This is a genomic window from Catalinimonas alkaloidigena (assembly GCF_900100765.1).
GTDB classification, from domain to species: domain Bacteria; phylum Bacteroidota; class Bacteroidia; order Cytophagales; family Flexibacteraceae; genus Mooreia; species Mooreia alkaloidigena.
In genome coordinates this window covers 396,358-415,646 of record NZ_FNFO01000004.1, presented here as the reverse complement: position 1 = coordinate 415,646, position 19,289 = coordinate 396,358, and the positions used below count along the sequence as shown (strand labels likewise).

Sequence of the window (19,289 nt, the reverse complement as noted above, 5' to 3'; positions counted from 1 at the left end):
TTTTTCCGATGCGAACCGAACAGATCCTGCTTTTATTGAAGACACGTGGCGCGATGACCATTCCGGGACTGGCACAGGAACTGGGCATGACGGGCGAAGGGGCCCGCCTGCAACTCCATCAGTTGGTGGAAGCCGACTTGGTGAAAGTGGCTATGGAAACGAAAGGGGTAGGGCGGCCGCGGCAGTGGTTCAGCCTGACCGCCGCCGGACACGCCCGTTTTCCGGATACGCACGCGGACCTGACGCTGCAACTGATCGAGTCGATCAAACGTGTGTTGGGTGAGGCAGCGCTCGACAAAGTAATCGAAGCCCGCGAGCACGCCATTCACCAGCGGTACCGGACCACCCTGCAAGGCAAGGCGGACCTGAGAAGTCAGGTGATGGCCCTGGCCGAGGCGCGCAACCGGGAGGGCTACATGGCCGAAGTACAGGAAGAAGAAGACGCTTTTCTGCTGATCGAAAACCACTGTCCCATCTGCGCGGCGGCTACGCACTGCCAGGGATTTTGTCGTTCAGAACTCAATACTTTCCGTGATCTGCTGGGCGAGGGCGTGCGGGTCGAGCGGGTCGAGCACCTGATGCAGGGCGGGCGACGGTGTGCCTACCGCATCCGGCGTCAGGAAATGCCCCGTTAAGCCCGCGTGCGTTGAGGCGTTGTTGCCTCCTTTCTCAAGCGACTTGCACGACGGAAGATCGACCGAAAAAAGCACGCGCGTCAGTAGTGTCTGGTGTTGTGGTGCACCAACACGTACCGCGGGGCATCCGTCCGCTCGCGATGCGCAAATGCAGCTCCGTTCATGCGGCGGAGGCATCTTTCGTCTGCTGGTTACTTTTCCTGTGACGCCGGGTGCGGTGTGCCGCGTGTCGTGACTACCCCGCCTCTGTTCACTGATGAGCCTGCTAGGCTTTCGCTGGTGAGGTTGCACGCACAGTGCAGAAAACTCCTTCTTGAAATCGTCAAAAGTGCGTGTGGTGGTTTCGGGCCGCCGTCTTGCCTTACATGGGCCGTTGGCGGTGGGTGTGGCGAAACCTGTCTTTTTGCCCATCTTGGTGTTTCATCAGAAAAGTACAAACCCGAGCGTATGTGTCGTGAGGCCTGCGCGCGGAGGTTCTAGGTTCTAGTCGTTCGTATCATGCGTATCCTTCTTTTCGTAGTCGCCGGGTTGTGGTCAACCCTCGCGGTAGCGCAGCCCGTGCAGTGGGCCAGCCGCGTTATCGCTTTTTCCTCAGAGTTTGTGTACAAAGACAAGCCGGGGCAATACCACGCCACGCAGGCATTGGGGGCACCCAGTGTGATGCCCAACTTCGGCGCGTCGGGGTGTGCCTGGACGTTCACCAACAAAAACTCGACCGCTACCGAATTTATCGAAGTCGGGTTTGCGCATCCGCAACCGGTGCAGCAGATCTTCATCAACGAAAACCTGAACGCAGGGGCCATTACGCGCGTGTTCGTGAAAGACGAGAAGGGCAAGTCCGTGGAAGTATTTTATGAGCCCAATCCCGCCAAAATAGAGGGCGGCCGGTTGCTGACGATCCGATGCGAACGGACCGGATTCGACGTGCATGCCGTGCGGGTCGAACTGAATGCCGGAGCGGTGCCCGACTACAACCAGATCGATGCCATTGGCATTGCCGATCACCAGGAGGCGTACCAGATCGCAATCAATCTGCCGGCGCAACTTCCCGCGCTGCAACCCGAACACCTGGGTGACCACATCAACTCGGGGGTGGAGGAGTTGCTGCCCGTCATTTCTCCCGACGGCGCTACGCTCTACTTCGTGCGGCAGGAGAAAGGAAAAAATCAGGAGATCTGGAAATCCAATTACAAAAACGGAACCTTCGAAAAGAGCGAATACGCGCCGGCTCCGCTCAACACAGCCGCCAACAACGCGGTTTTATCGGTGACGCCCGACGGCCAGTCACTGCTGTTGCTCAACCGCTACAAAGAAGACGGCACTACCGAAAACGGCATCTCCATTTCGCGGAAACAGGCCGACGGGTGGGGATTTCCGCAGCCCGTCGAAATCGACGATTATTACAACGACAGCAAATACGGTGAGTACTCTCTGGCCAACTCGGGCGACGTGATCATCATGACCGTGCAGCGGAAAGATGGCGTGGCCGGAAAAGACATGTATTACTCGCTGAAACAGGAAAACGGCCACTGGTCGGCCCCCGTCAACCTGGGTCCGGTGGTGAACACCGCCGACGATGAATCGTCGCCCTTTCTGGCCTCCGACAACCGTACGCTGTACTACGCCACCAGCGGCCTGCCCGGCTACGGAAGTAAAGACATGTTCATGACGCGGCGGCTGGGCGACGGCTGGGCCGAGTGGAGCGAGCCGGTCAACCTGGGGCCGTCCATCAACTCGGCGGCCTGGAACGCCTACTACACCATTACGGCCGACGGCGCCTACGCCTATTACGTGTCGTACGATGTCAAGGAAAACGGCGCGGACATTTTCCGGGCCCCGCTGCCGCAGGCCCTGCGGCCGCAACCCATCGTGCTGGTATCGGGCGTGGTGTCCGACCAGAAAACCGGCCTGCCGCTGGCGACCGACATCAGTTACTACTCACTCCAGGACGGGCAGGAAATGGGCCGTGCCGCTTCTGATCCCCAGACCGGTGCGTACAGCATCGTGTTGCCGGCCGAAGACAGCTACGGATTTTCCGCGCAGGAGGAAGGCTACCTGTCGGTGTACCAGAATCTGGACCTGCGCAACATCAGCCAATACACCGAGAAAACCGTCGATCTGGAACTGGTGCCGATTGAGAAGGGCGCGAAAATCACCCTGCGGAACATCTATTTCGAGACGGACAAATATGAACTGCGGCCCGAGTCGTTCGTCGAACTGAACCAACTGGCCCGCATCCTCAAGACCAATCCGAAGATCAGTGTCGAAATTGCGGGCCATACCGACAGCCAGGGTGCCGACGCGTACAACCAACAGTTGAGCAAACAACGGGCGGCCGCCGTGCGTGCCTACCTACTCAAGCAGGGCGTGACCGAAGCCAATCTGCAAAGCATCGGCTACGGCGAGACACGTCCGCTGGTAGGGAACGACACCGAGGCGGGGCGTCAGCAGAACCGCCGGGTCGAGTTCATTGTGCTGGAGGTAGACTAAAAAAACGAAGCGCCTGCTGCGTATGCCCCGAGGCCGAACCGCCCGTCACACACAGAACGCTTTTTTACCACATCACCCCACCGGTTCGCCGGCAGACGCCTGTTGCAACGCCGGAAAGTCGATCTTCTTCATCTGCCTCAGGGCTTGCGTAACGCGTTGCACCATCTCGGCATCCGGTCCTGCGGGAGTTCGAACAACGCGGTGGGAACCACCTGCCACGATAGCCCAACTTGGTCTTTGAGCCAGCCGCACGGGCTTTCCTTACTCTCTATTGCACAAAAAAAGCGGCAACCATGGGGAATTGCCGCTGCTGAGCGAAAGAGCCGGAGGGGAGCGTTATTTATCGGGTTTCTGGGCGATTTGCACGGCGTTCGGTGCTTGATAGACTTCATCCAGAATGTAGTAGGAAACGCCTTCGTACGAGAACAGAAACTCGCTTTTTTCGGGCAGGTTTACCAGTTCTGTGCCCTCAAATTGCAGGTCGCCGGCAAGGTCGTATACCTTGATGGTGCTGGGCTGTGCTTGCTCGGTGGCGGCAGTGGCGGTGGTGTCTTTCTTTTTCTTTTCCGGATCGACCGAAGTAGCGTGGCTGGTCTGAATACCGATCAAGGACAAGGCCAGGGCGAAGGTGAAGATGCGCGTTTTCATGGGTATGGTTCGTTTAGTTCTTGGGTTTTGTTTTTAAGTATGACTCAAAGGTATGATAGTAATGCTATCTATCAAGATAGCTTTTGTATGAGTGGCGGGATTTGCTACGCGGTCGGCATGAAAAATCGATTGGTGGTGAATAGCCCGGATCAGCCTCTCGGCCTACGGACGAAGCAGGTCTTTTCCAGCGATTTAAAGACGGACGACTACTTTCTTGCGGCGTCTGCGTATAGGGAGTTGAGAACTTTTTAGAAATCCATGCAAGCATCACCCCAACGCGTTATTCTGGTCCTGAACCCCATTTCGGGCGATACGGAAAAAGAAGCCTGTATCGCACAGATTAAAACCTTCGCGCAGCAGCACTGGTCCGACTACCACATTTACACCACGAGCGGCGACGGCGACGAAGAAGCGTTGCGTCAGCTCATCGAAGAACGCCAGCCCGACATGGTGGTGGCGGTGGGGGGCGACGGAACGGTCAACATGGTCGGGACGCTACTGGTAGGAAAAGAGGTAACGTTGGGCATTATTCCGATGGGGTCGGGCAACGGTCTCTCGAAAGACCTGGGTATTCCGCAGGACCTGGACGAAGCCATTGCGGTGCTGGCCTCGGGGCAACCCCGGCCGATCGACACGCTGGAAATCAACGGACAAACCTCGCTGCACCTGTCGGACCTGGGGTTCAACGCGCTGATCGTGAAGCGGTTCGACGAAGGAGATCAGCGCGGGCCGATGGCCTACGCCTGGAATACGGTCAAAGAATACATGGATTACGAACCGGCCCATTACGAAGTCATCACGCCGGACGAGCACTACAAAGGCCGGGCGTTTATGGTAACCATCGCCAATGCCAACATGTTCGGCTCCAACGCAACGATCAACCCGGAGGGCAAAGTGGACGACGGGCAGTTCGAGGTCTGCATCCTGGAGGAGTTTCCCAAAGCGGCCGGCATCGGCATTCTGTACCACATGTACCGCGACAGCATCGACGAGTCGGTCTATACCAAAGTGATTACCTGCCGGGAGGCTCGCATTCTGAATCCCGATGGGTCGCAATTTCAGATCGACGGCGAAGTGGTGGGCACCCCGGCCGAAATCAACGTGAACATCCGCCACGCCAGCCTGTCGGTGATGCTTCCTCTGGAACAGGTCCGGCGTAGCACTCGCCGCAAGGCCAGTGTCGACAAGCCCGCCCGTTAGCCGATCTTGACCGACGTCATGGTCAGTGAGCCGCCGACGGCCTGGTCATTGAAAAAGGTGGCTTCTTCGTCAGCCTGCTGTAGGCCCAGCGTGTAGAGTAGCGGCAGGTAGTGGTCGGGGGTGGGGATGGCGAGTTGTGCCTCGCTGCCCAGTTTTTCGTACTGGATCAACGCGTGGTGGTCGCGTTCGCGGATCAGCCCCTTGAACGTCTCATTGATGTGCAGTGCCCAGTCGTACCCGCCGCCGTGGATCATCTCCCACGACACCAGGCGCAGGTTGTGCACCATGTTGCCACTGCCGATGATCAGCACCCCTTTTTTTCGCAACGCATACAACTCTTTCGCCAGCTCGTAATGGTACGCCAGCGGCTGGTGGTAATTCAGGCTCAGTTGCAGTACCGGCACGTTCGCTTCCGGAAACATGTGCCGCACGACCGTCCAGGTACCGTGGTCGAGTCCCCATTCGTGATCGAGCCCCACGGGCGTTTTTTTCACCAGTTCGGTTACCGCCTGTGCCAGGGCCGGATTACCGGGCGCCGGATACTCTACGTCAAATAACGCCCGCGGGAAGCCCCCGAAATCGTGAATGGTGCGCGGTTGCTCCATCGCGGTGATGTGCGTGCCCCGGGTCAGCCAGTGAGCCGACACACAGAGCACAGCGCTGGGCGTGGGGATGTCGCGGGCCAGTTGCGCCCACTGTTGACTAAAACGATTGTCTTCGATGCCGTTCATGGGGGAGCCGTGCCCGATAAACAGGACGGGCATCACGTACGCTTCCGTTTTCAAACGTTGGGCAAACGCCCGAAACGAGGAGGAATTCATCGCCATCTATGCTGCAAACGGAGCGCTCTGGCCCCGATTTTTCAAGAAATGTAAAAGAATTGAACGGTTGAGTAACAAAAACGGAAGAAATCTGGTTTAATTAATTGTGCACAATTTAATTTTGCATCATGGATCTTCTGAATCTTGACCACCAGGTTTGTTTTCCGCTCTACGTACTCTCCCGGCAAATCACGGCGCAGTACCGCCCCTTGCTGGACGAGCTGGACCTGACGTATCCGCAGTACTTGGTCTTTCTGGTACTCTGGGAGCAGAAGTCGCTCTCGGTAAAAGCGCTGGGCGACCGGTTGTACCTGGATAGCGGCACGCTGACGCCTTTGCTGAAGCGCCTGGAACAGAAAGGGTTGTTGCGACGCCACCGCGCCGCGCACGACGAACGGGTGGTGGAGATTTCTCTGACGGACGAAGGCATTGCCCTGCGCAAAAAAGCGGAGGGCATTCCCGAACGGTTTGTGCACCGCTGCAACATGACGCCCGAGCAGATGGAAGCGCTACGCGACCAGGCCGTGCGTGCCCTGGAAGCCCTCGCGACCTGCCAGCTCGACCGTACAGAAGAAGACGCGCGATAATTCACATTCACACATTCACAATCTCACACATTCATAATTAGCATGAGTAAAGCACTCTATACCGCCGAAGCCACGGCAACCGGCGGCCGTAACGGCCATGTCGCCTCATCGGACAACGTATTGGATTTGGAAGTCCGTGTACCCCGGGAAATGGGCGGACCCGGCGGCGCCTATACCAACCCCGAACAGCTTTTTGCGGCGGGGTATGCGGCCTGTTTCGATAGCGCTTTGAACCTGATCATTAGCAAAGCCAAATTAAAAACCGGCACGACCTCGGTAAAAGCTTCTGTCGGCATTGGCCCGAACGGCAGCGGTGGCTATGGGTTGCACGTCACGCTGGTAGCCAACATCCCCGGCATCGATCCGGCCGAGGCCGAAGCCCTGGTCCGGCAGGCCCACGCGGTTTGCCCTTACTCGAACGCGACACGCGGTAATATCGACGTCGACCTGCAGGTCACGACAGACGAACTTACGTCCGAGAACGCATGAGTGGAGTCCAGCAGATTGTCCTGGCGTCGCGTCCCCACGGCACGCCCGATGCCTCTCATTTTCGTGTCGAAGAAGTAACGTTACCCGCCCTGGTCGAGGATGAGGTGCGGGTAAAAGGGTGGTACTATTCCGTCGATCCGTACATGCGGGGCCGGATGAGTGACGCAAAATCGTACGTGCCACCCTACCAGATCGGCGCCCCGATCAACGGCGGAGTCATCGGAAAAGTAATTGAAAGCCGGTCGGAAGCGTTGCAAGCGGGCGATGTGGTGCTGGGAACCTTGCCCTGGGCCACGGAGGCGGTGGTGCCCGCCAAAGCGCTGCGGAAACTCGACGTCGAAGGCGTTCCGGCGCACTATTACCTCGGTGTGCTGGGCATGCCGGGCCTGACGGCGTATGTAGGGCTGATGGACATCGGCCAGCCGAAGGCCGGAGAAACGGTCGTGGTGTCGGGAGCGTCCGGCGCCGTAGGGCTGGTGGTCGGGCAGATTGCCAAAATCCAGGGGTGTCGTGTGGTCGGCATCGCCGGTTCCGACGAAAAAGTCCGGCTTTTGAAAGACTATGGCTTCGACGAAGGCATCAATTACAAGACCACGCCCGACCTGAACGCCGCCCTCAAAGCCGCCTGTCCTGAAGGCGTCGACGTGTATTTCGACAACGTAGGCGGCGACATTTCTGACGCGGTCCTGCAACAGATCAACACGTTCGGGCGGGTTCCCCTGTGCGGGCAGATCGCCCTCTACAATGCCGACGCGGTCCCGATGGGTCCCCGGTTGCAGCCGCTGTTGCTCAAGCGCAGCGTCCTGATGCAGGGCTTCATCGTCAGCAATTACCAGCACCGCTTTCCGGAAGCCATGCAACACCTCACCGGCTGGGTGAAAGAAGGGCGGATTCAGTTTACCGAGACCATCGTAGCCGGGTTCGAGCAATTGCCCACTGCGTTCCTGGGGCTTTTTAGCGGCAAAAACCAGGGAAAAATGATTGTAGAAGCCAACGTATAACGACCTTATGAATTTCCGACAACGCCTTTTGAAAGCGGTCTATCCGCTGATCATGAAACTGAGCCGCCGTTCGAAAAACGGGAAAGTGCTGGAGAATCGGCAACGCATCGCGCCTGCAGCCTCGTTCTACGACCTGAAAGCCCTCGACAACCGGGGGAACGAAGTGCCGTTTGCGCAGTTCCGCGGCAAGAAGGTGCTGGTGGTCAACACGGCTTCCAACTGCGGTTACACCAATCAGTATGAGGCCTTGCAGCAGCTCTACCAGGGGCGGCGTGACGACCTGGTCATTGTGGGATTCCCGGCGAACGATTTTAAGGAACAGGAGCGAAGCAACGACCAGGAAATTGCCCAGTTCTGTCAGGTGAATTTTGGCGTAACGTTTCCGCTGATGAAGAAGGCGCAGGTCGTGAAGGGGCCACAGCAGCATCCGGTGTTTCAGTGGCTTTCGCAGCCCGAACGAAACGGCTGGAATCCGCAGGCTCCCGACTGGAATTTTAGCAAGTACCTGATCGACGAAAAAGGCCAACTGACGCATTACTTCGGCCCGGCCGTGGCCCCCGACAGCCCGGAGGTGCAGGAGGCGTTGCAAAAAAATCGAAGTGTCTAAACTCGCAGAAATCATGAAAGAGCAGAAAATAAAACTGAGCGTGCTCGACCAGTCGCCCGTCCGGCGGGGGGCTACGGCCGAACAAGCGTTACAGGAAACGATCCAACTGGCGCGGCTGACCGACAAACTGGGCTATACGCGCTATTGGGTTTCCGAGCACCACAACACCCCGGGCCTAGCCGGACCGGCTCCGGAAGTGTTGATTGCCCGGCTGGCGGCCGAAACCCAACACCTGCGGCTGGGCTCAGGGGGCGTGATGCTGCCCAACCACAGCACCCTGAAGGTGGCCGAAAACTTCCGTTTGCTGGAAGCCCTGTCGCCGGGACGGATCGACCTGGGCATTGGCCGCGCCCCGGGGGGAGACCGCCTGACGGCCCACCTTCTGAACCCGTCGAATCAATTCGACCCCCGGGCGTTCGTGCAGCAACTGACGGAGTTACAGGATTTTCTGACCGATACGGTGACGCCCGATACCGTGCTCGAAAAAGTGAAGGCCATTCCGCATGCGGCCACGGTGCCGGCGTTGTGGATGCTGACCTCGAGCGGGGAAAGCGGTGTGCTGGCGGCACATTTCGGCATGGCGCTCTCGTTTGCCCATTTCATCAACCCACGCGGCGGCCCCGAGGCGGTGCAGTCGTATCGCCACCGGTTTCAGCCTTCGGAGCGGCTGCCCGAACCGCAGGCCAACGTCGGCATCTTTGCGTTTTGTGCCGATACCGACGAAAAAGTACAGGAACTGCTGGCCGTGATGGACCACCGCATTCTGAACCTGGAAAAAGGGCTGCGCGACAGTGCCCCAACGTACGCGGAGATCAAAGATTACCCCTACACCGAACCCGAGTTGCAGCGCATTCACTTCAACCGGGGGCGGATGATTGCCGGTACGCCCGAGCAGATGAAGGAAAAGATCGAACAACTGGCGGCCCGTTACGAAGTCGACGAAGTGGTGCTGGCCACCATTACCGACGATTTCCAGGACCGACTGCGTTCGTACGAACTACTGGCGGACGTGTTCGACCTCAAACCGGCCGGTGTGGCCCAGGCGGTCTGAGTCCGAATCCGTTAGTACCTGTTTTACAATAAGGTTTGGTACGTCGTGGCGCAACCCGCTTGCCGGGTGGTGCCACGATTTTTTTGTGCCCGCACGTCGATCGCGACCGAAAAAGGATTATTAGCATATTTTGGAGAGGGGGAAACCGCTTTACCGAGGCGAGGAGGGGGCTCTCACCGACCTTCGAGGGAATTTATCAACGGCCTGTACCGATCTCTCTGCAATAGGATTTATTCTGTATTACAGACTAACGGGTTGGTTTTGAGGTATTTATTTTAGAATTTTAGGCGCTCGCTACCTCTAATCGTTCGCTCCTGTGCGATCAGAGGCTACTCTCAGACGTTAGTGCCACACCCGGTGGCACGGTTGCTCCTGCCGGCTCCGCAGCGGGAGTTCTTCTTGACACAATCTCTGGTGATTCCTGTGCCATCTCCTGGCCACAGCATGTCTTTTCCTATCCCTAAATCTTTCCCTCCTATGAAAACCGTAACGTCTATGCTCTCCCGGCGCATCGTGCGCCTCCTGTTCGGGCTTTGCCTGGCTGCCGCACTCGGCGGGGCCGCCCCGGTCCGCGCGCAATCGTATCTCTGGACCAAAGTGCTTTCGTCCAACGTCACGCAACAAGCCATTCATGTGGACAACGCAGGCAACAGTTACCTGACCGGCTCCTTCAGTGGCACGGCTACTTTCGGCTACTTTACCTGGTATTTGATGTATGGCGGCATCACCTTCCCCATTTATTTTCCGGTACAACTGACGAGCCAGGGCTCTTCCGACCTGTTCGTGGCGAAGTACACCAGCGCCGGGGCGCTGGTCTGGGTCCGGCAGGCGGGCGATCCGGTCGGCTCGGTCAACGGCTTCGACATTGGGGTCGATGCGGACGACAACGTGTATGTCGCAGGACAGTACACGCGCAAGGCCACGTTCAATCCGACCTACACGCTCAAACACTACCTCAACAATCCTGGCGACACGCGGCGGCACCTGTTCGTGGCCAAATTCAACGCGACGGGATTCGCCCTGTGGGTAAAAAGCGGCACCTCCTCCCTCGGCACGGACGTCGCGCAGGGGTTGGCCGTCGATCGTTTTTCGGGCGAGGTGGCCGTCACGGGATGGTTCAACGGAACGTTGCAATTTCCGAAAGGAACCGGCTACGTCGTGCTCTCCAACAGCGGTTCGACCAGCATGTTTCTGTTGAAATACGACACCGAGGGCGCATTGCAGTGGGGCCGAAAGGCCGGCGGTACCAACATCGTGCACGACATGGAAGGCACCGCCGTCGCGATGGACAAGTACGATGGCTACCTGTACGTGACGGGCTCGTTCGAAGGAACGGCCAACTTTGGCAGCGGCAAAACCCTGACGACCAACGCTTACCTCAGCAACGTCTATCTGGCCAAGTTTGAACCCGACGGCACGCCCCTGTGGGTACGGCAGGCCGGTCAGGATGCGCGAATCGACGAAGGCGCCGACGTCGACGTCGATGTGTCGGGCAATGCCTACATCACTGGCACGGCGGGCGGCAACATCACCTTCGGGGATATCGAGGTGCAAGTCGCTCCTGCGTTGTTTCGCAGCATTTTCATTGCCAAGTACAGTGCCTCGGGCACAGCCTTGTGGGGCAAATACGTAGGCGAATCATTCGATTTCAGCCCGCCCCACATCAAAGTCGGGCCGATTGGGGGGGTGTACCTGACCGGCAATTTTATCGACGAAGCGACGTTCGACAACAACGTGCTGACGCCCGTGGCGAGTGGCTCCGATGTGTTCATCGCCAAGTATTACAACACCGGCGAGGTGTTCTGGGTGAAGCAGATCGGCGGCAACAGCGACGAGTACAGCCGCGATATCGGGATCGACAACGGCGACCGGATTTACCTGGCGGGTTATTCGTTTACCGACGGACTGACGTTGGGCGGCACTTCCATCGGCAGCAACCGCAACTTCCTCACGAAACTGGCGCAGCCCGCGGTGCCCTTTATCAGTGACTTCTCGCTCATTAACGCGGCGACCGACGCGTCCCTGGGCACGCTGTACAATTTCAGCACGATCGATTACGCCGCCCTCGGCACGAGTCAGATCAACGTGCGGGCCAATGCTAACGCCGCGACCGGCAGCGTGCTGTTCGAACTGGATTTTAATCCTTACCGGACGGAAAACGTAGCGCCTTATGCCCTGGCCGGTGACGACAGCGGCGATTACCATCCGTTTGTGCCGGGGCCGCGCTCTACGTACTACCGCGTTGTGGCGACGCCGTATTCCGAAGACAACGGGCTGGGCGTAAGGGGTACCGGCAAGTTGCTGTTCTTCAAGATTACCGACAGTGCGGCGTTGCTGCGGCCGTCGTCCGGTACCGCAATTCTCGCCGATGGGCTGATGGCGTACCCCGTACCCGCTACCGACGACGTGACATTGCGCTTCCAGGGGACGCAGGACGAACGGGCCACGCTGACGGTGTACGACGCCCAGGGGCGGGAGGTCACGCAACTGTATGCCGGGGCGGTGCAGACCGACCAGACCTACGAGGTTCGGTGGGATGCCAGTGCGCATCCGGCGGGGATCTACCTAGCGCGGTTGGTAACGCCGAGCCGCGTTCTGACCCAGAAATTGGTCGTCGAGAAATAAACAGGAAACCCGCCATTCCACCGTGCTCGGGTGGGGTGGCGGGCTGTTGATGCCTCGTTCAGGCGTGGGTTACGGCTCCGTCGGCAGTACGGCGGGCGAGATCTCCAAAGGCGTCAGAGCCGGCGTCCACTCCAGAACGGATACCGGCTGTGGCGGCAGGTCGTCCAGCGTCTCGCCGTCGCCCTGGCCGGTCTTTTGCAAAAACAGGTGCAGTACCCGTTGGGCGGCCCACAGTTCCGTATCGTAGCAGGGTTCCCATTGGCCAACTGACGTTTCGGTCAGGTCGCGCACCGCCCATTCGTTCTCGGCCAGGCTGACACTCGCTGCCAGCGAAACACGGTCGCCCCGTTCGGCATCCCGGAAAACGACGTAGACCGTATGGTCGTCGTCGATGACGAGCTGAGGACGGGAGATCGGAATGCGTTTGGTACCCGCGCCGCTCAGCGAAAAAGGCGTGGTGCGCTGCGAAACCTGTGACTGTTGCCAGGCGGTGCCGTTGTGGTAAATCACGCGGTATTGCGGGATGGAATCCTGCGCGTCGCGCCAGTACGTCGCGATGTAAGGACGCCCGTCCAGGTCGGCGGTCATGGCCGTCTGGTTAATCAGTTCGCTGTTCTGCGGAATGCGCCATGCATACTCGGCGGAAGTTTCGGTAATGGGCAATTGATACGCTTCACCGGTCGATTTCTGCCACGTGACGCCCCCGTCGCTCGATTTGGCGTAGGCCATGTCGTGGTTAGAGGCTACGTCGTTGGTTTCGCGCCAGACCCACGACAGGTGCAATTGATTCTGCTCGTCGACTTTCATTTGCCAGTAGGCATTTCGTTGCCCTTCGCCGTCGATCAGCACGTCGTGCAGCCGCGACCACGTTTGGTGTGTAGCGTCGTAGCGGTTCAAAATCAGGTTACCCTGCCCCGATGCGCCATCGCGGTACGCAAAAATCAGATCCCCGTTGAGCAGGCGGTGAAACTCCGGATACGAAACGCGCGCTTCCTGCATGCCGACCATCGGCATCATCTCCGTCAGTTCCAGGGAGTTAGGTTCGACGCTGCGGCAGTAGCGCAAGGCATTGTTGTGATGGTCCCACGACAGGTGCAGGTATCCCCGGCCGTCGACCATCAGGCTGATGGCGTTGTGGGCGTCCTCCACGTGGCCTGAATAGGGGGTAGTTTTCGTTTCCCAGTCGGCGGTGCCCAGTCGGCGACGCGCCAGCACCACGCGGCCCTCCGGGTCGTAGAACGCGAGGTACTGCATGCCTTTGTGGCTGACGAGTGCGTTCCGCCGGAAGATGACGGTGTTGATGGAATTGCGTGCCCACCCGTCCGCAATGGGAATCATGCTGGTGGGCGGGGCGGTTTGCAGCGGCGGTGCCGTGCGGCACTGCGCTAGCAGCAGAAGTGCGAACAAAAAGGGCAGAAAGTGGCGAACGGTTCTCATGGGCAGTGGGTAGGGCGTACCGGGGTCACGGCACACAACCAAGGAAAATCAGAGCCGGAAGGATACGCAAAAAAGCGGGAAGGTGCGCGAAAGCGGGGAAATCCGTTCTTTAAACGAACGGCCGCGATGCTCAGTCTTCCTGCAAAAACGCCAGCACGTTTTCGGCAAAAGCTTCGGTGTGGTAGGTACGGTTGTGCTCGCCGGGCACGCGCACGGCCCGAGCATGCGGAAACAGGGCGGCCAGTTCTTCCGCAATGCCGTTGTCGTTGTCCTGATCGCCGGCAATGACCAACACGGGTTGTTGCACGCGGCCCAGCACGTCCGGTGGGGTGGACGGTTGTTCTTTTTGCAGGTACGCCAGGGCCCGCTGGTCCAGGCCCGCTTCCTGCACGTGCCGCACCATGCCAGCCAGTTCCGGCACGTCTTCGCCCATCAGGGCGTGGTAAAACTTCTCCCGGCGGGGCCATTCCGGCTTGGTAAAGGCGGCTCCCATGCCGCCCAGTACCGCCCGGTCGACGCGCGTATCCAACGCCAGTAGGCGTGCTGTGATGATCGAGCCCCGCGAATACCCCACCACCCGGTAATGTGTAATGCCCAGTGCGCTCATCAGCCCCATCAGGTCGCGGGCTTCGGCATCGTTCGCGTACGCTTCCGGCGTATGCGGTTTGTCCGATTGGCCGTTGCCGCGCAGGTCCGGCACGATCACCCGGAAACCGGCGTCCAGCAATTGCTGATAAAGCGCGGTCCGCTTCCAGGAAGTACCATCGACAATGAAGCCGTGGACGAGCAGAACGGGCGCGCCGCTGCCCGCGACTTCGTAGTAAATGCGGGTGCCGTCGAACGAAGTGAAGTACTGCCCGGTAGCGTCGGGTGCCGTTGCCCCAAGGCGGCAAACGGGGGCGAGCAAAAGCACCAGGCTACAGAAGAATACAAGGGAGCGCAACATAGGAGGAGAGGAGACGGCTGGGAGTGAAATCACACGTGGATCAGGCCGTTGCGAATGGCGTACATCACCAGCCCCACGGTATTTTTGGCGCCGATCTTTTCGAACAGGCGCGTGCGGTAGCCTTCCACGGTACGGGTGCTCAGGCAAAGTTGGTCGGCAATCTCGGCACTGGTGTATTCCTGGCAGATCAGGGTGAGCACCTCCAGCTCGCGTTCGTTCAGGTCCACCTGCGCGGCTGGTGGCGGGTCGGGCAGGGCTTGTGGGTTGACCAGCTTCTTGATCAGCGCGACCGACACGCGGTCGTTAAAGTAATACCCCTTGTGCTGAACGGTCGTGACGGCCTCGATGATTTCGTCGGGAGCGGCGTTTTTGAGGAGGTAACCGGCGGCCCCGGCCCGCATCATGTTCAGGATGTACTGGTCGTCGTCGAACATCGACAGGGCCAGCACCTGCGTGTCGGTGTACTTTTGTCGTAAGGCTTCGGTGGCTTTCATGCCGTCCATCATGGGCATTTTGATGTCCATCAGCACCACGTCGACCGGCGTGGCCTGCATCTTGTCGAGCAGGTCGCGGCCGTTTACGGCTTCAATCAACACGTCGATCGCGTCGCATTCGCGGAGGCAGGCGAGTAGCCCTTGTCGGAAAATCTGGTGATCGTCGGCGATGGCTAAGCGGACGGGAGGCATGGCAGGAGGGGAATTGGGGACTGGGCTGAAAGATAGGAGGTTATTTGCTGGAATTCAAGCTGCTGTCGGTCGGGGTGGGAATTATTATCTCCACCCGGGTGCCGCGTTGCGGGGCGCTGTCGAGGTGCATCGAGCCGTTCAGAAGTTGCACCCGGCTCTCCAGGTTTTTCAGGCCAAAGCCGGCCACGACTTTGTCGCGCTCAAAACCGATGCCGTTGTCTTCGAACGTCAGCAGAATGCGGGTCGGTTCGGCCGCGAGCGTGAGGTGCAGTTCCGTCGCCTGCGCGTGTTTGAGGGCGTTGTTGAACAGCTCCTGCGTGATGCGGTAGACCATCACTTCCAGGTGAGCGGCGTAGCGCTGGGTGGAGCCTTCCAGCCGGAGGCGTACGGGCATTCCGGTCAGCGATTCCTGTTTCTGTGCGAATTCGCGCACCGCCTCAAACAGCCCGAAATCCGAAAGGAGGGGCGGGAGGATGTTGCGCACGATCATGCGGATTTCGTTGATGCAGTCGTCGGCCAGTTGACGCGTGTCGCACAGCAGGTCCCGCTGAGGGGGGGGCACCTCGTTGCGTTCGGCCATGGTCAGGAGCCTATGCAGGTTGAGCCGCATGGCCGACAACACCTGCCCCACGCTGTCGTGCAGGTCCTCGGCCAGGCGATGGCGTTCGGCCTCCTGGGCGTCGAGCACAGCTTGGAGCATTTCCCGTTGTTTTTCTGCCTGAAGGCGTTGCAGCTCCAGTTGGTACCGGATGGTGCGCTTCTGGTAGAAAATCACGAACAGGAAAATAAAGACCGTCAGCACCGTCATCATCACGGTACCGACCAACAGAACAGGAATTAAGTCTTCTTGCAAAGTAGTCCGATGCCGAATAACGTGTTAGCAATGATATTGAGAACGGAATGGATGGCCCAATAGGCCGAGTAATCCGTGGCATGCGCATCCATCATGCGATTCCGTAGCATAAAAAGGAAAATGTTTCCGGAAAAATAAATCAACACGCCTGTATTGATCCAGAACCAGGGATGCTTTTCAATGTGCAAGATTTTTTGTTGCGTCAGCATCTGGTAGTAATACAGGAGCGCCAGGCAGGTGAGCAGAATGCTCTGTAGCGTTAAGGGTAAAGAAGGAAAATGCGCCAATCCTCCCCACAACAGTGCATTGGCAATGACCAGCAGCGCAGTTGTAGAAGCCAGTACCAGGAGGCCATACTGCGCCCATTTAGCGGACAAGAGCGCGTAATAGATGTAACAGAAAAAGGACAGGTTCACCAGCAGGAACAGGTGGGTAAGCGGAAGATTCGGGACTCTGTAGGCAGTGGTAACGGTTAGAGTAGTGTCGAATAGGGCTGATATGATGATAAAAAGCGTGAATGTCTTAAGGAGTTGCTCAAGTTGCGCGTAATAAAAAATTCCCGCTATCAGCGGGAAAAAGATAGAAAGAAAAGAAAGATAGGTGAGAACAGTAGACATAAACGGAAGTTTAGCGCATCAGCTGTTTCTTATCGATTGAGAGCATTGCCTTTCCCGCATTGATCGGGACACGTAGTCGCCATTTCGGCTAGCGTAAACGGTACCGGCGCAGCACGAACCGCTGCAGAAGCAGCTTGGGTGCTGTCGTCAGCGCTGCTCTTTTCGGCGGGCGCCGGCGCTTGCTGGGGTTCCTCACCTGGCAGCTGGTCGTTCATGTCGGGCGTAACCCCGGCGATGATCAAGTGCCTTTTTTCGCGGCCGGGCCGTTTGGTCAGGATAAAGTCACTCTTGCCGAACAACAATTTGATCTTCTGGTGCATCGAAAGCGAATCGAGTGCGATGGGGTGCGTATCCTCTTCGGTGCTGTCTTCCACGGCGTAATAAATGCGCAGACCAACGCAGTCGGGTTGCCCTAAAATTTTTTCCAGGATTTTTCGCCCGAAGAAGTGTCCCAGCGTCTGATCGGAGTTACGCTTTCGGTAGTTCGCCGTCCATTTAGCGGCTTTGTCCAGTTCAATGGGGCTGCCTTCTGAGCCATCGAACCGCTTTTGAGGTTTATCTGCCATGAGAGGAGAGTGTGGGTTGATAGGTTTTAGCGGAGGAGCGTATCGAAACGCTGCCTTGGTTGGTCAAGTTATAATTCTTCGGGACTGGATGCAACTACGCCTGACGAACAATCCTCTTATAAAGAAGGGTAATGGTTTAATTTTCAGCGATTTGTGGGACGTGTGGGGCGGAAGCGGACTCGAAATCAGGTGGAACTACGGGGCAGAAAGCGTAGAACTACGCTACACATATGGTAGAAACATCATCCGAATTTCAGGCATTTTCTACCTTGAACTTGGCGTCGGGTTCTGCCACCTTTGTCCTATGTTCTTCGGAACTGCCTCACCGCTGAACGCTGACTTAAACGACGACGCCCTATGCAGTACCACACGTCAACCTCCGCTCCCGTCCATCCTCCCTGCACTGACTGGCCCCTCCCGCATTTCCCCCTCTCGTCGGAACTCCCTACCGACCTGCCGAACGACCTTTCGGGGCGTTCGGCGCTAGTCACGCCTTACCGCCGTCAGGACCGCGTGGTACACCTTCATTGCACGCCTCCCGCCGATGTGGCAACCGCCCCACATGCGCCGACGTCGCCTTCGCTCGATCTGCTGAAAACCTTTCTGCGGGCCGCCTGGCAGGAAGGTTACGACGAGGTCGTCTTTACGGGCGGCGAGCCGTTTCTGTATCCGGACCTGGGGCCGCTTCTGCGCTACACACGTCGCCTGGGTTTTAAGAACCGAGTAGTCACCCACGGCCTGTGGCTCGACCTGGCGCACGTGCAGGCACTACTGCCGTGGATCGACCTGACTGAAATTCGGGTGGACGGACCGCCGCCGTTGCAGCCGTCCGACTCGTTTGCACGGCTGACGCAAAACCTCCAGGCCCTGCATCGGGCGGGGCATGCGTTCGGCCTGGTCCACGTCGTGACCGACGCCAGTTGGGCTTCGTTACTCTGGCTGGCCGATTTTGCGTACGAGCACGGTGCCCGCGAACTACACCTGCGGCCGCCCGTCGCGCCACGCAAAAACGGCAAAATGACGGCGCAACCGCAGGAGCTGCTCTACAAAACGTTCCTGATTGGGCAGTACCTCAAAAGCCAGTATGAGCCGGCCATGCGCGTAGAGCTGGACCTCTGGCCGGTGGCGCAAGTGCCCGACCAGCCCCGCTTTGGGTACCTGGCTTCGGTCTTGAGACCGGATTCGACCGGTGCCTGCCTGCCCACGCGCCTCAGCGACGTGTTGCCCGCCCTGGTCGTAGACGAACAGGGGAATCTGATGCCGCTGGCGTACGGCGTGGCGCAGCGTTTTCGGGTCGGTCACCTGTCGCACCTGGACATCCATCCTGACCTGTTCGACCATTACCTGCAACACCGCTGGCCGAACCTGCAACAGTTTCTGCGGGACGTCTGGCAAGAGCAAACCCACCAAGCAACCCCAACTTTGCTAAACTGGAACGACACCCTCGTGGCCCGAAGCACCGCGGGCTAGGATCGTCCCGGCGCGGCATGCCTTTATCCCTCCGCAGTGGGCCTGTTTCCTCCCACATCCTCCCGCATCCGCGGTCCACTGCAACAGCGTGCGAAAGACGTATCCCTGGAGATAGCGCTTTCACACGCTTTTTTTATCTATTCCAGAGTCGCTTCCAGGTTGGCCACGATCTGCTCCAGCACGCGTAGCGTCGTGGCGTACTGCTCTTCCGAAATACCTTGCAGGGTCTGCGTCCGCAACTGCTGTTGGGTCGTATGCATCCGCGTGTGCTGCTCCCGGCCGACCTCGGTAAGGTGGTAGCGCGCCTGTGCGTCGCGGGTCGCCCAGCCTTCGTCCTGAAAACGAGCCAGCATCGTGTCCAGGCCTGCGCGGTCTGTGAACGGTTGCATCGTCTGCGCCACCTGCACGGCCGTGCTCGGACCCGATTCGTATAACAGGTTCAGTACCTGCCATTCGAGGCGGGTCGCGCGGTGGAGGGCCTGGAGGCGGTCGGCATGGGCCGTAAGGAGCTGGTCGGCACGTTTCAGCCAGTAGCCGATGGGGCGCGTAGAGGACATGGG

19 protein-coding genes are annotated in these 19,289 nt (G+C 58.7%); 10 read left to right on the top strand and 9 right to left on the bottom strand.

Features of this window, described 5'->3' with window-relative positions; all coding sequences use genetic code 11:
• Positions 1-8 precede the first annotated feature (8 nt).
• Complete coding sequence (locus tag BLR44_RS12625) at positions 9-635, top strand: helix-turn-helix transcriptional regulator (RefSeq protein ID WP_089682356.1); 627 nt, start codon at positions 9-11, stop codon at positions 633-635.
• Positions 636-1,133: 498 nt separating this feature from the next.
• The gene (locus BLR44_RS12620; protein ID WP_089682354.1) at positions 1,134-3,125 is read left to right on the top strand and encodes an OmpA family protein; all 1,992 of its coding nucleotides are present in this window, start codon (positions 1,134-1,136) and stop codon (positions 3,123-3,125) included.
• A 336-nt stretch (positions 3,126-3,461) separates the two neighbouring features.
• Here BLR44_RS12620 and BLR44_RS12610 read toward each other — a convergent pair whose 3' ends face one another.
• Positions 3,462-3,773, bottom strand: coding sequence for a hypothetical protein (locus BLR44_RS12610; protein WP_089682352.1), 312 nt, complete (start codon positions 3,771-3,773; stop codon positions 3,462-3,464).
• A 258-nt stretch (positions 3,774-4,031) separates the two neighbouring features.
• On the opposite strand from BLR44_RS12610, the gene BLR44_RS12605 reads away from it, so the two are divergent.
• Positions 4,032-4,973: a diacylglycerol/lipid kinase family protein gene (locus BLR44_RS12605; protein WP_089682350.1), complete on the top strand. Its 942-nt coding sequence runs from the start codon at positions 4,032-4,034 to the stop codon at positions 4,971-4,973.
• Here the strand turns inward: BLR44_RS12605 and ygiD are convergent.
• Positions 4,970-5,794: a 4,5-DOPA-extradiol-dioxygenase gene (gene ygiD / locus BLR44_RS12600; RefSeq protein WP_089682839.1), complete on the bottom strand. Its 825-nt coding sequence runs from the start codon at positions 5,792-5,794 to the stop codon at positions 4,970-4,972. The two genes, BLR44_RS12605 and ygiD, sit on opposite strands and share 4 nt — an antisense overlap.
• 128 nt (positions 5,795-5,922) lie before the next feature.
• Between ygiD and BLR44_RS12595 the strand changes: the two genes are divergently transcribed.
• The 6 genes from BLR44_RS12595 to BLR44_RS12570 all read left to right on the top strand — a co-directional run bounded on the left by BLR44_RS12595 (position 5,923) and on the right by BLR44_RS12570 (position 12,154).
• The gene (locus tag BLR44_RS12595; RefSeq protein ID WP_089682348.1) at positions 5,923-6,381 is read left to right on the top strand and encodes a MarR family winged helix-turn-helix transcriptional regulator; all 459 of its coding nucleotides are present in this window, start codon (positions 5,923-5,925) and stop codon (positions 6,379-6,381) included.
• Positions 6,382-6,423: 42 nt separating this feature from the next.
• On the top strand, positions 6,424-6,870 hold the full coding sequence (locus BLR44_RS12590; protein WP_089682346.1) for an organic hydroperoxide resistance protein: 447 nt from the start codon (positions 6,424-6,426) through the stop codon (positions 6,868-6,870).
• Positions 6,867-7,871 (top strand): NADP-dependent oxidoreductase, encoded by a 1,005-nt coding sequence (locus BLR44_RS12585; protein ID WP_089682344.1) that lies wholly within the window; start codon positions 6,867-6,869, stop codon positions 7,869-7,871. The genes BLR44_RS12590 and BLR44_RS12585 overlap by 4 nt, the downstream gene beginning before the upstream one ends.
• A gap of 7 nt (positions 7,872-7,878) precedes the next feature.
• On the top strand, positions 7,879-8,478 hold the full coding sequence (locus BLR44_RS12580; protein ID WP_089682342.1) for a glutathione peroxidase: 600 nt from the start codon (positions 7,879-7,881) through the stop codon (positions 8,476-8,478).
• A 13-nt stretch (positions 8,479-8,491) separates the two neighbouring features.
• Complete coding sequence (locus BLR44_RS12575) at positions 8,492-9,529, top strand: LLM class flavin-dependent oxidoreductase (protein ID WP_089682340.1); 1,038 nt, start codon at positions 8,492-8,494, stop codon at positions 9,527-9,529.
• A gap of 477 nt (positions 9,530-10,006) precedes the next feature.
• Positions 10,007-12,154, top strand: a complete 2,148-nt coding sequence (locus BLR44_RS12570; RefSeq protein WP_176956019.1) for an SBBP repeat-containing protein — start codon at positions 10,007-10,009, stop codon at positions 12,152-12,154.
• A gap of 69 nt (positions 12,155-12,223) precedes the next feature.
• Here BLR44_RS12570 and BLR44_RS12565 read toward each other — a convergent pair whose 3' ends face one another.
• The 6 genes from BLR44_RS12565 to BLR44_RS12540 all read right to left on the bottom strand — a co-directional run bounded on the left by BLR44_RS12565 (position 12,224) and on the right by BLR44_RS12540 (position 17,259).
• Positions 12,224-13,591: a BNR repeat-containing protein gene (locus tag BLR44_RS12565; RefSeq protein ID WP_089682336.1), complete on the bottom strand. Its 1,368-nt coding sequence runs from the start codon at positions 13,589-13,591 to the stop codon at positions 12,224-12,226.
• A 130-nt stretch (positions 13,592-13,721) separates the two neighbouring features.
• The gene (locus tag BLR44_RS12560; protein WP_089682334.1) at positions 13,722-14,537 is read right to left on the bottom strand and encodes an alpha/beta fold hydrolase; all 816 of its coding nucleotides are present in this window, start codon (positions 14,535-14,537) and stop codon (positions 13,722-13,724) included.
• A gap of 29 nt (positions 14,538-14,566) precedes the next feature.
• A complete protein-coding gene (locus BLR44_RS12555; RefSeq protein ID WP_089682333.1) occupies positions 14,567-15,223 on the bottom strand; it encodes a response regulator transcription factor in 657 nt (218 codons plus the stop codon).
• Between the two features lie 40 nt (positions 15,224-15,263).
• Positions 15,264-16,076: a sensor histidine kinase gene (locus BLR44_RS12550; protein ID WP_143017257.1), complete on the bottom strand. Its 813-nt coding sequence runs from the start codon at positions 16,074-16,076 to the stop codon at positions 15,264-15,266.
• Positions 16,061-16,693, bottom strand: coding sequence for a hypothetical protein (locus BLR44_RS12545; RefSeq protein ID WP_089682329.1), 633 nt, complete (start codon positions 16,691-16,693; stop codon positions 16,061-16,063). The genes BLR44_RS12550 and BLR44_RS12545 overlap by 16 nt, the downstream gene beginning before the upstream one ends.
• Before the next feature lie 29 nt (positions 16,694-16,722).
• Entirely contained in the window at positions 16,723-17,259 is a 537-nt protein-coding gene (locus BLR44_RS12540; protein ID WP_089682327.1) for a hypothetical protein, read from the bottom strand.
• Between the two features lie 357 nt (positions 17,260-17,616).
• Between BLR44_RS12540 and BLR44_RS12535 the strand changes: the two genes are divergently transcribed.
• Positions 17,617-18,729 (top strand): radical SAM protein, encoded by a 1,113-nt coding sequence (locus BLR44_RS12535; protein WP_089682325.1) that lies wholly within the window; start codon positions 17,617-17,619, stop codon positions 18,727-18,729.
• 137 nt (positions 18,730-18,866) lie between these two features.
• On the opposite strand, the gene BLR44_RS12530 is transcribed toward BLR44_RS12535, so the two are convergent.
• Entirely contained in the window at positions 18,867-19,286 is a 420-nt protein-coding gene (locus BLR44_RS12530; protein ID WP_089682322.1) for a MarR family winged helix-turn-helix transcriptional regulator, read from the bottom strand.
• Positions 19,287-19,289 lie beyond the last annotated feature (3 nt).

Bases quoted from the DNA above. Each gene is read 5' to 3' on its own strand.
- BLR44_RS12625 (WP_089682356.1), top strand. From the start codon at position 9: ATGCGAACCGAACAGATCCTGCTTTTATTGAAGACACGTGGCGCGATG.
- BLR44_RS12620 (WP_089682354.1), top strand. From the start codon at position 1,134: ATGCGTATCCTTCTTTTCGTAGTCGCCGGGTTGTGGTCAACCCTCGCG.
- BLR44_RS12610 (WP_089682352.1), bottom strand. From the start codon at position 3,773: ATGAAAACGCGCATCTTCACCTTCGCCCTGGCCTTGTCCTTGATCGGT.
- BLR44_RS12605 (WP_089682350.1), top strand. From the start codon at position 4,032: ATGCAAGCATCACCCCAACGCGTTATTCTGGTCCTGAACCCCATTTCG.
- ygiD (WP_089682839.1), bottom strand. From the start codon at position 5,794: ATGAATTCCTCCTCGTTTCGGGCGTTTGCCCAACGTTTGAAAACGGAA.
- BLR44_RS12595 (WP_089682348.1), top strand. From the start codon at position 5,923: ATGGATCTTCTGAATCTTGACCACCAGGTTTGTTTTCCGCTCTACGTA.
- BLR44_RS12590 (WP_089682346.1), top strand. From the start codon at position 6,424: ATGAGTAAAGCACTCTATACCGCCGAAGCCACGGCAACCGGCGGCCGT.
- BLR44_RS12585 (WP_089682344.1), top strand. From the start codon at position 6,867: ATGAGTGGAGTCCAGCAGATTGTCCTGGCGTCGCGTCCCCACGGCACG.
- BLR44_RS12580 (WP_089682342.1), top strand. From the start codon at position 7,879: ATGAATTTCCGACAACGCCTTTTGAAAGCGGTCTATCCGCTGATCATG.
- BLR44_RS12575 (WP_089682340.1), top strand. From the start codon at position 8,492: ATGAAAGAGCAGAAAATAAAACTGAGCGTGCTCGACCAGTCGCCCGTC.
- BLR44_RS12570 (WP_176956019.1), top strand. From the start codon at position 10,007: ATGAAAACCGTAACGTCTATGCTCTCCCGGCGCATCGTGCGCCTCCTG.
- BLR44_RS12565 (WP_089682336.1), bottom strand. From the start codon at position 13,591: ATGAGAACCGTTCGCCACTTTCTGCCCTTTTTGTTCGCACTTCTGCTG.
- BLR44_RS12560 (WP_089682334.1), bottom strand. From the start codon at position 14,537: ATGTTGCGCTCCCTTGTATTCTTCTGTAGCCTGGTGCTTTTGCTCGCC.
- BLR44_RS12555 (WP_089682333.1), bottom strand. From the start codon at position 15,223: ATGCCTCCCGTCCGCTTAGCCATCGCCGACGATCACCAGATTTTCCGA.
- BLR44_RS12545 (WP_089682329.1), bottom strand. From the start codon at position 16,693: ATGTCTACTGTTCTCACCTATCTTTCTTTTCTTTCTATCTTTTTCCCG.
- BLR44_RS12540 (WP_089682327.1), bottom strand. From the start codon at position 17,259: ATGGCAGATAAACCTCAAAAGCGGTTCGATGGCTCAGAAGGCAGCCCC.
- BLR44_RS12535 (WP_089682325.1), top strand. From the start codon at position 17,617: ATGCAGTACCACACGTCAACCTCCGCTCCCGTCCATCCTCCCTGCACT.
- BLR44_RS12530 (WP_089682322.1), bottom strand. From the start codon at position 19,286: ATGTCCTCTACGCGCCCCATCGGCTACTGGCTGAAACGTGCCGACCAG.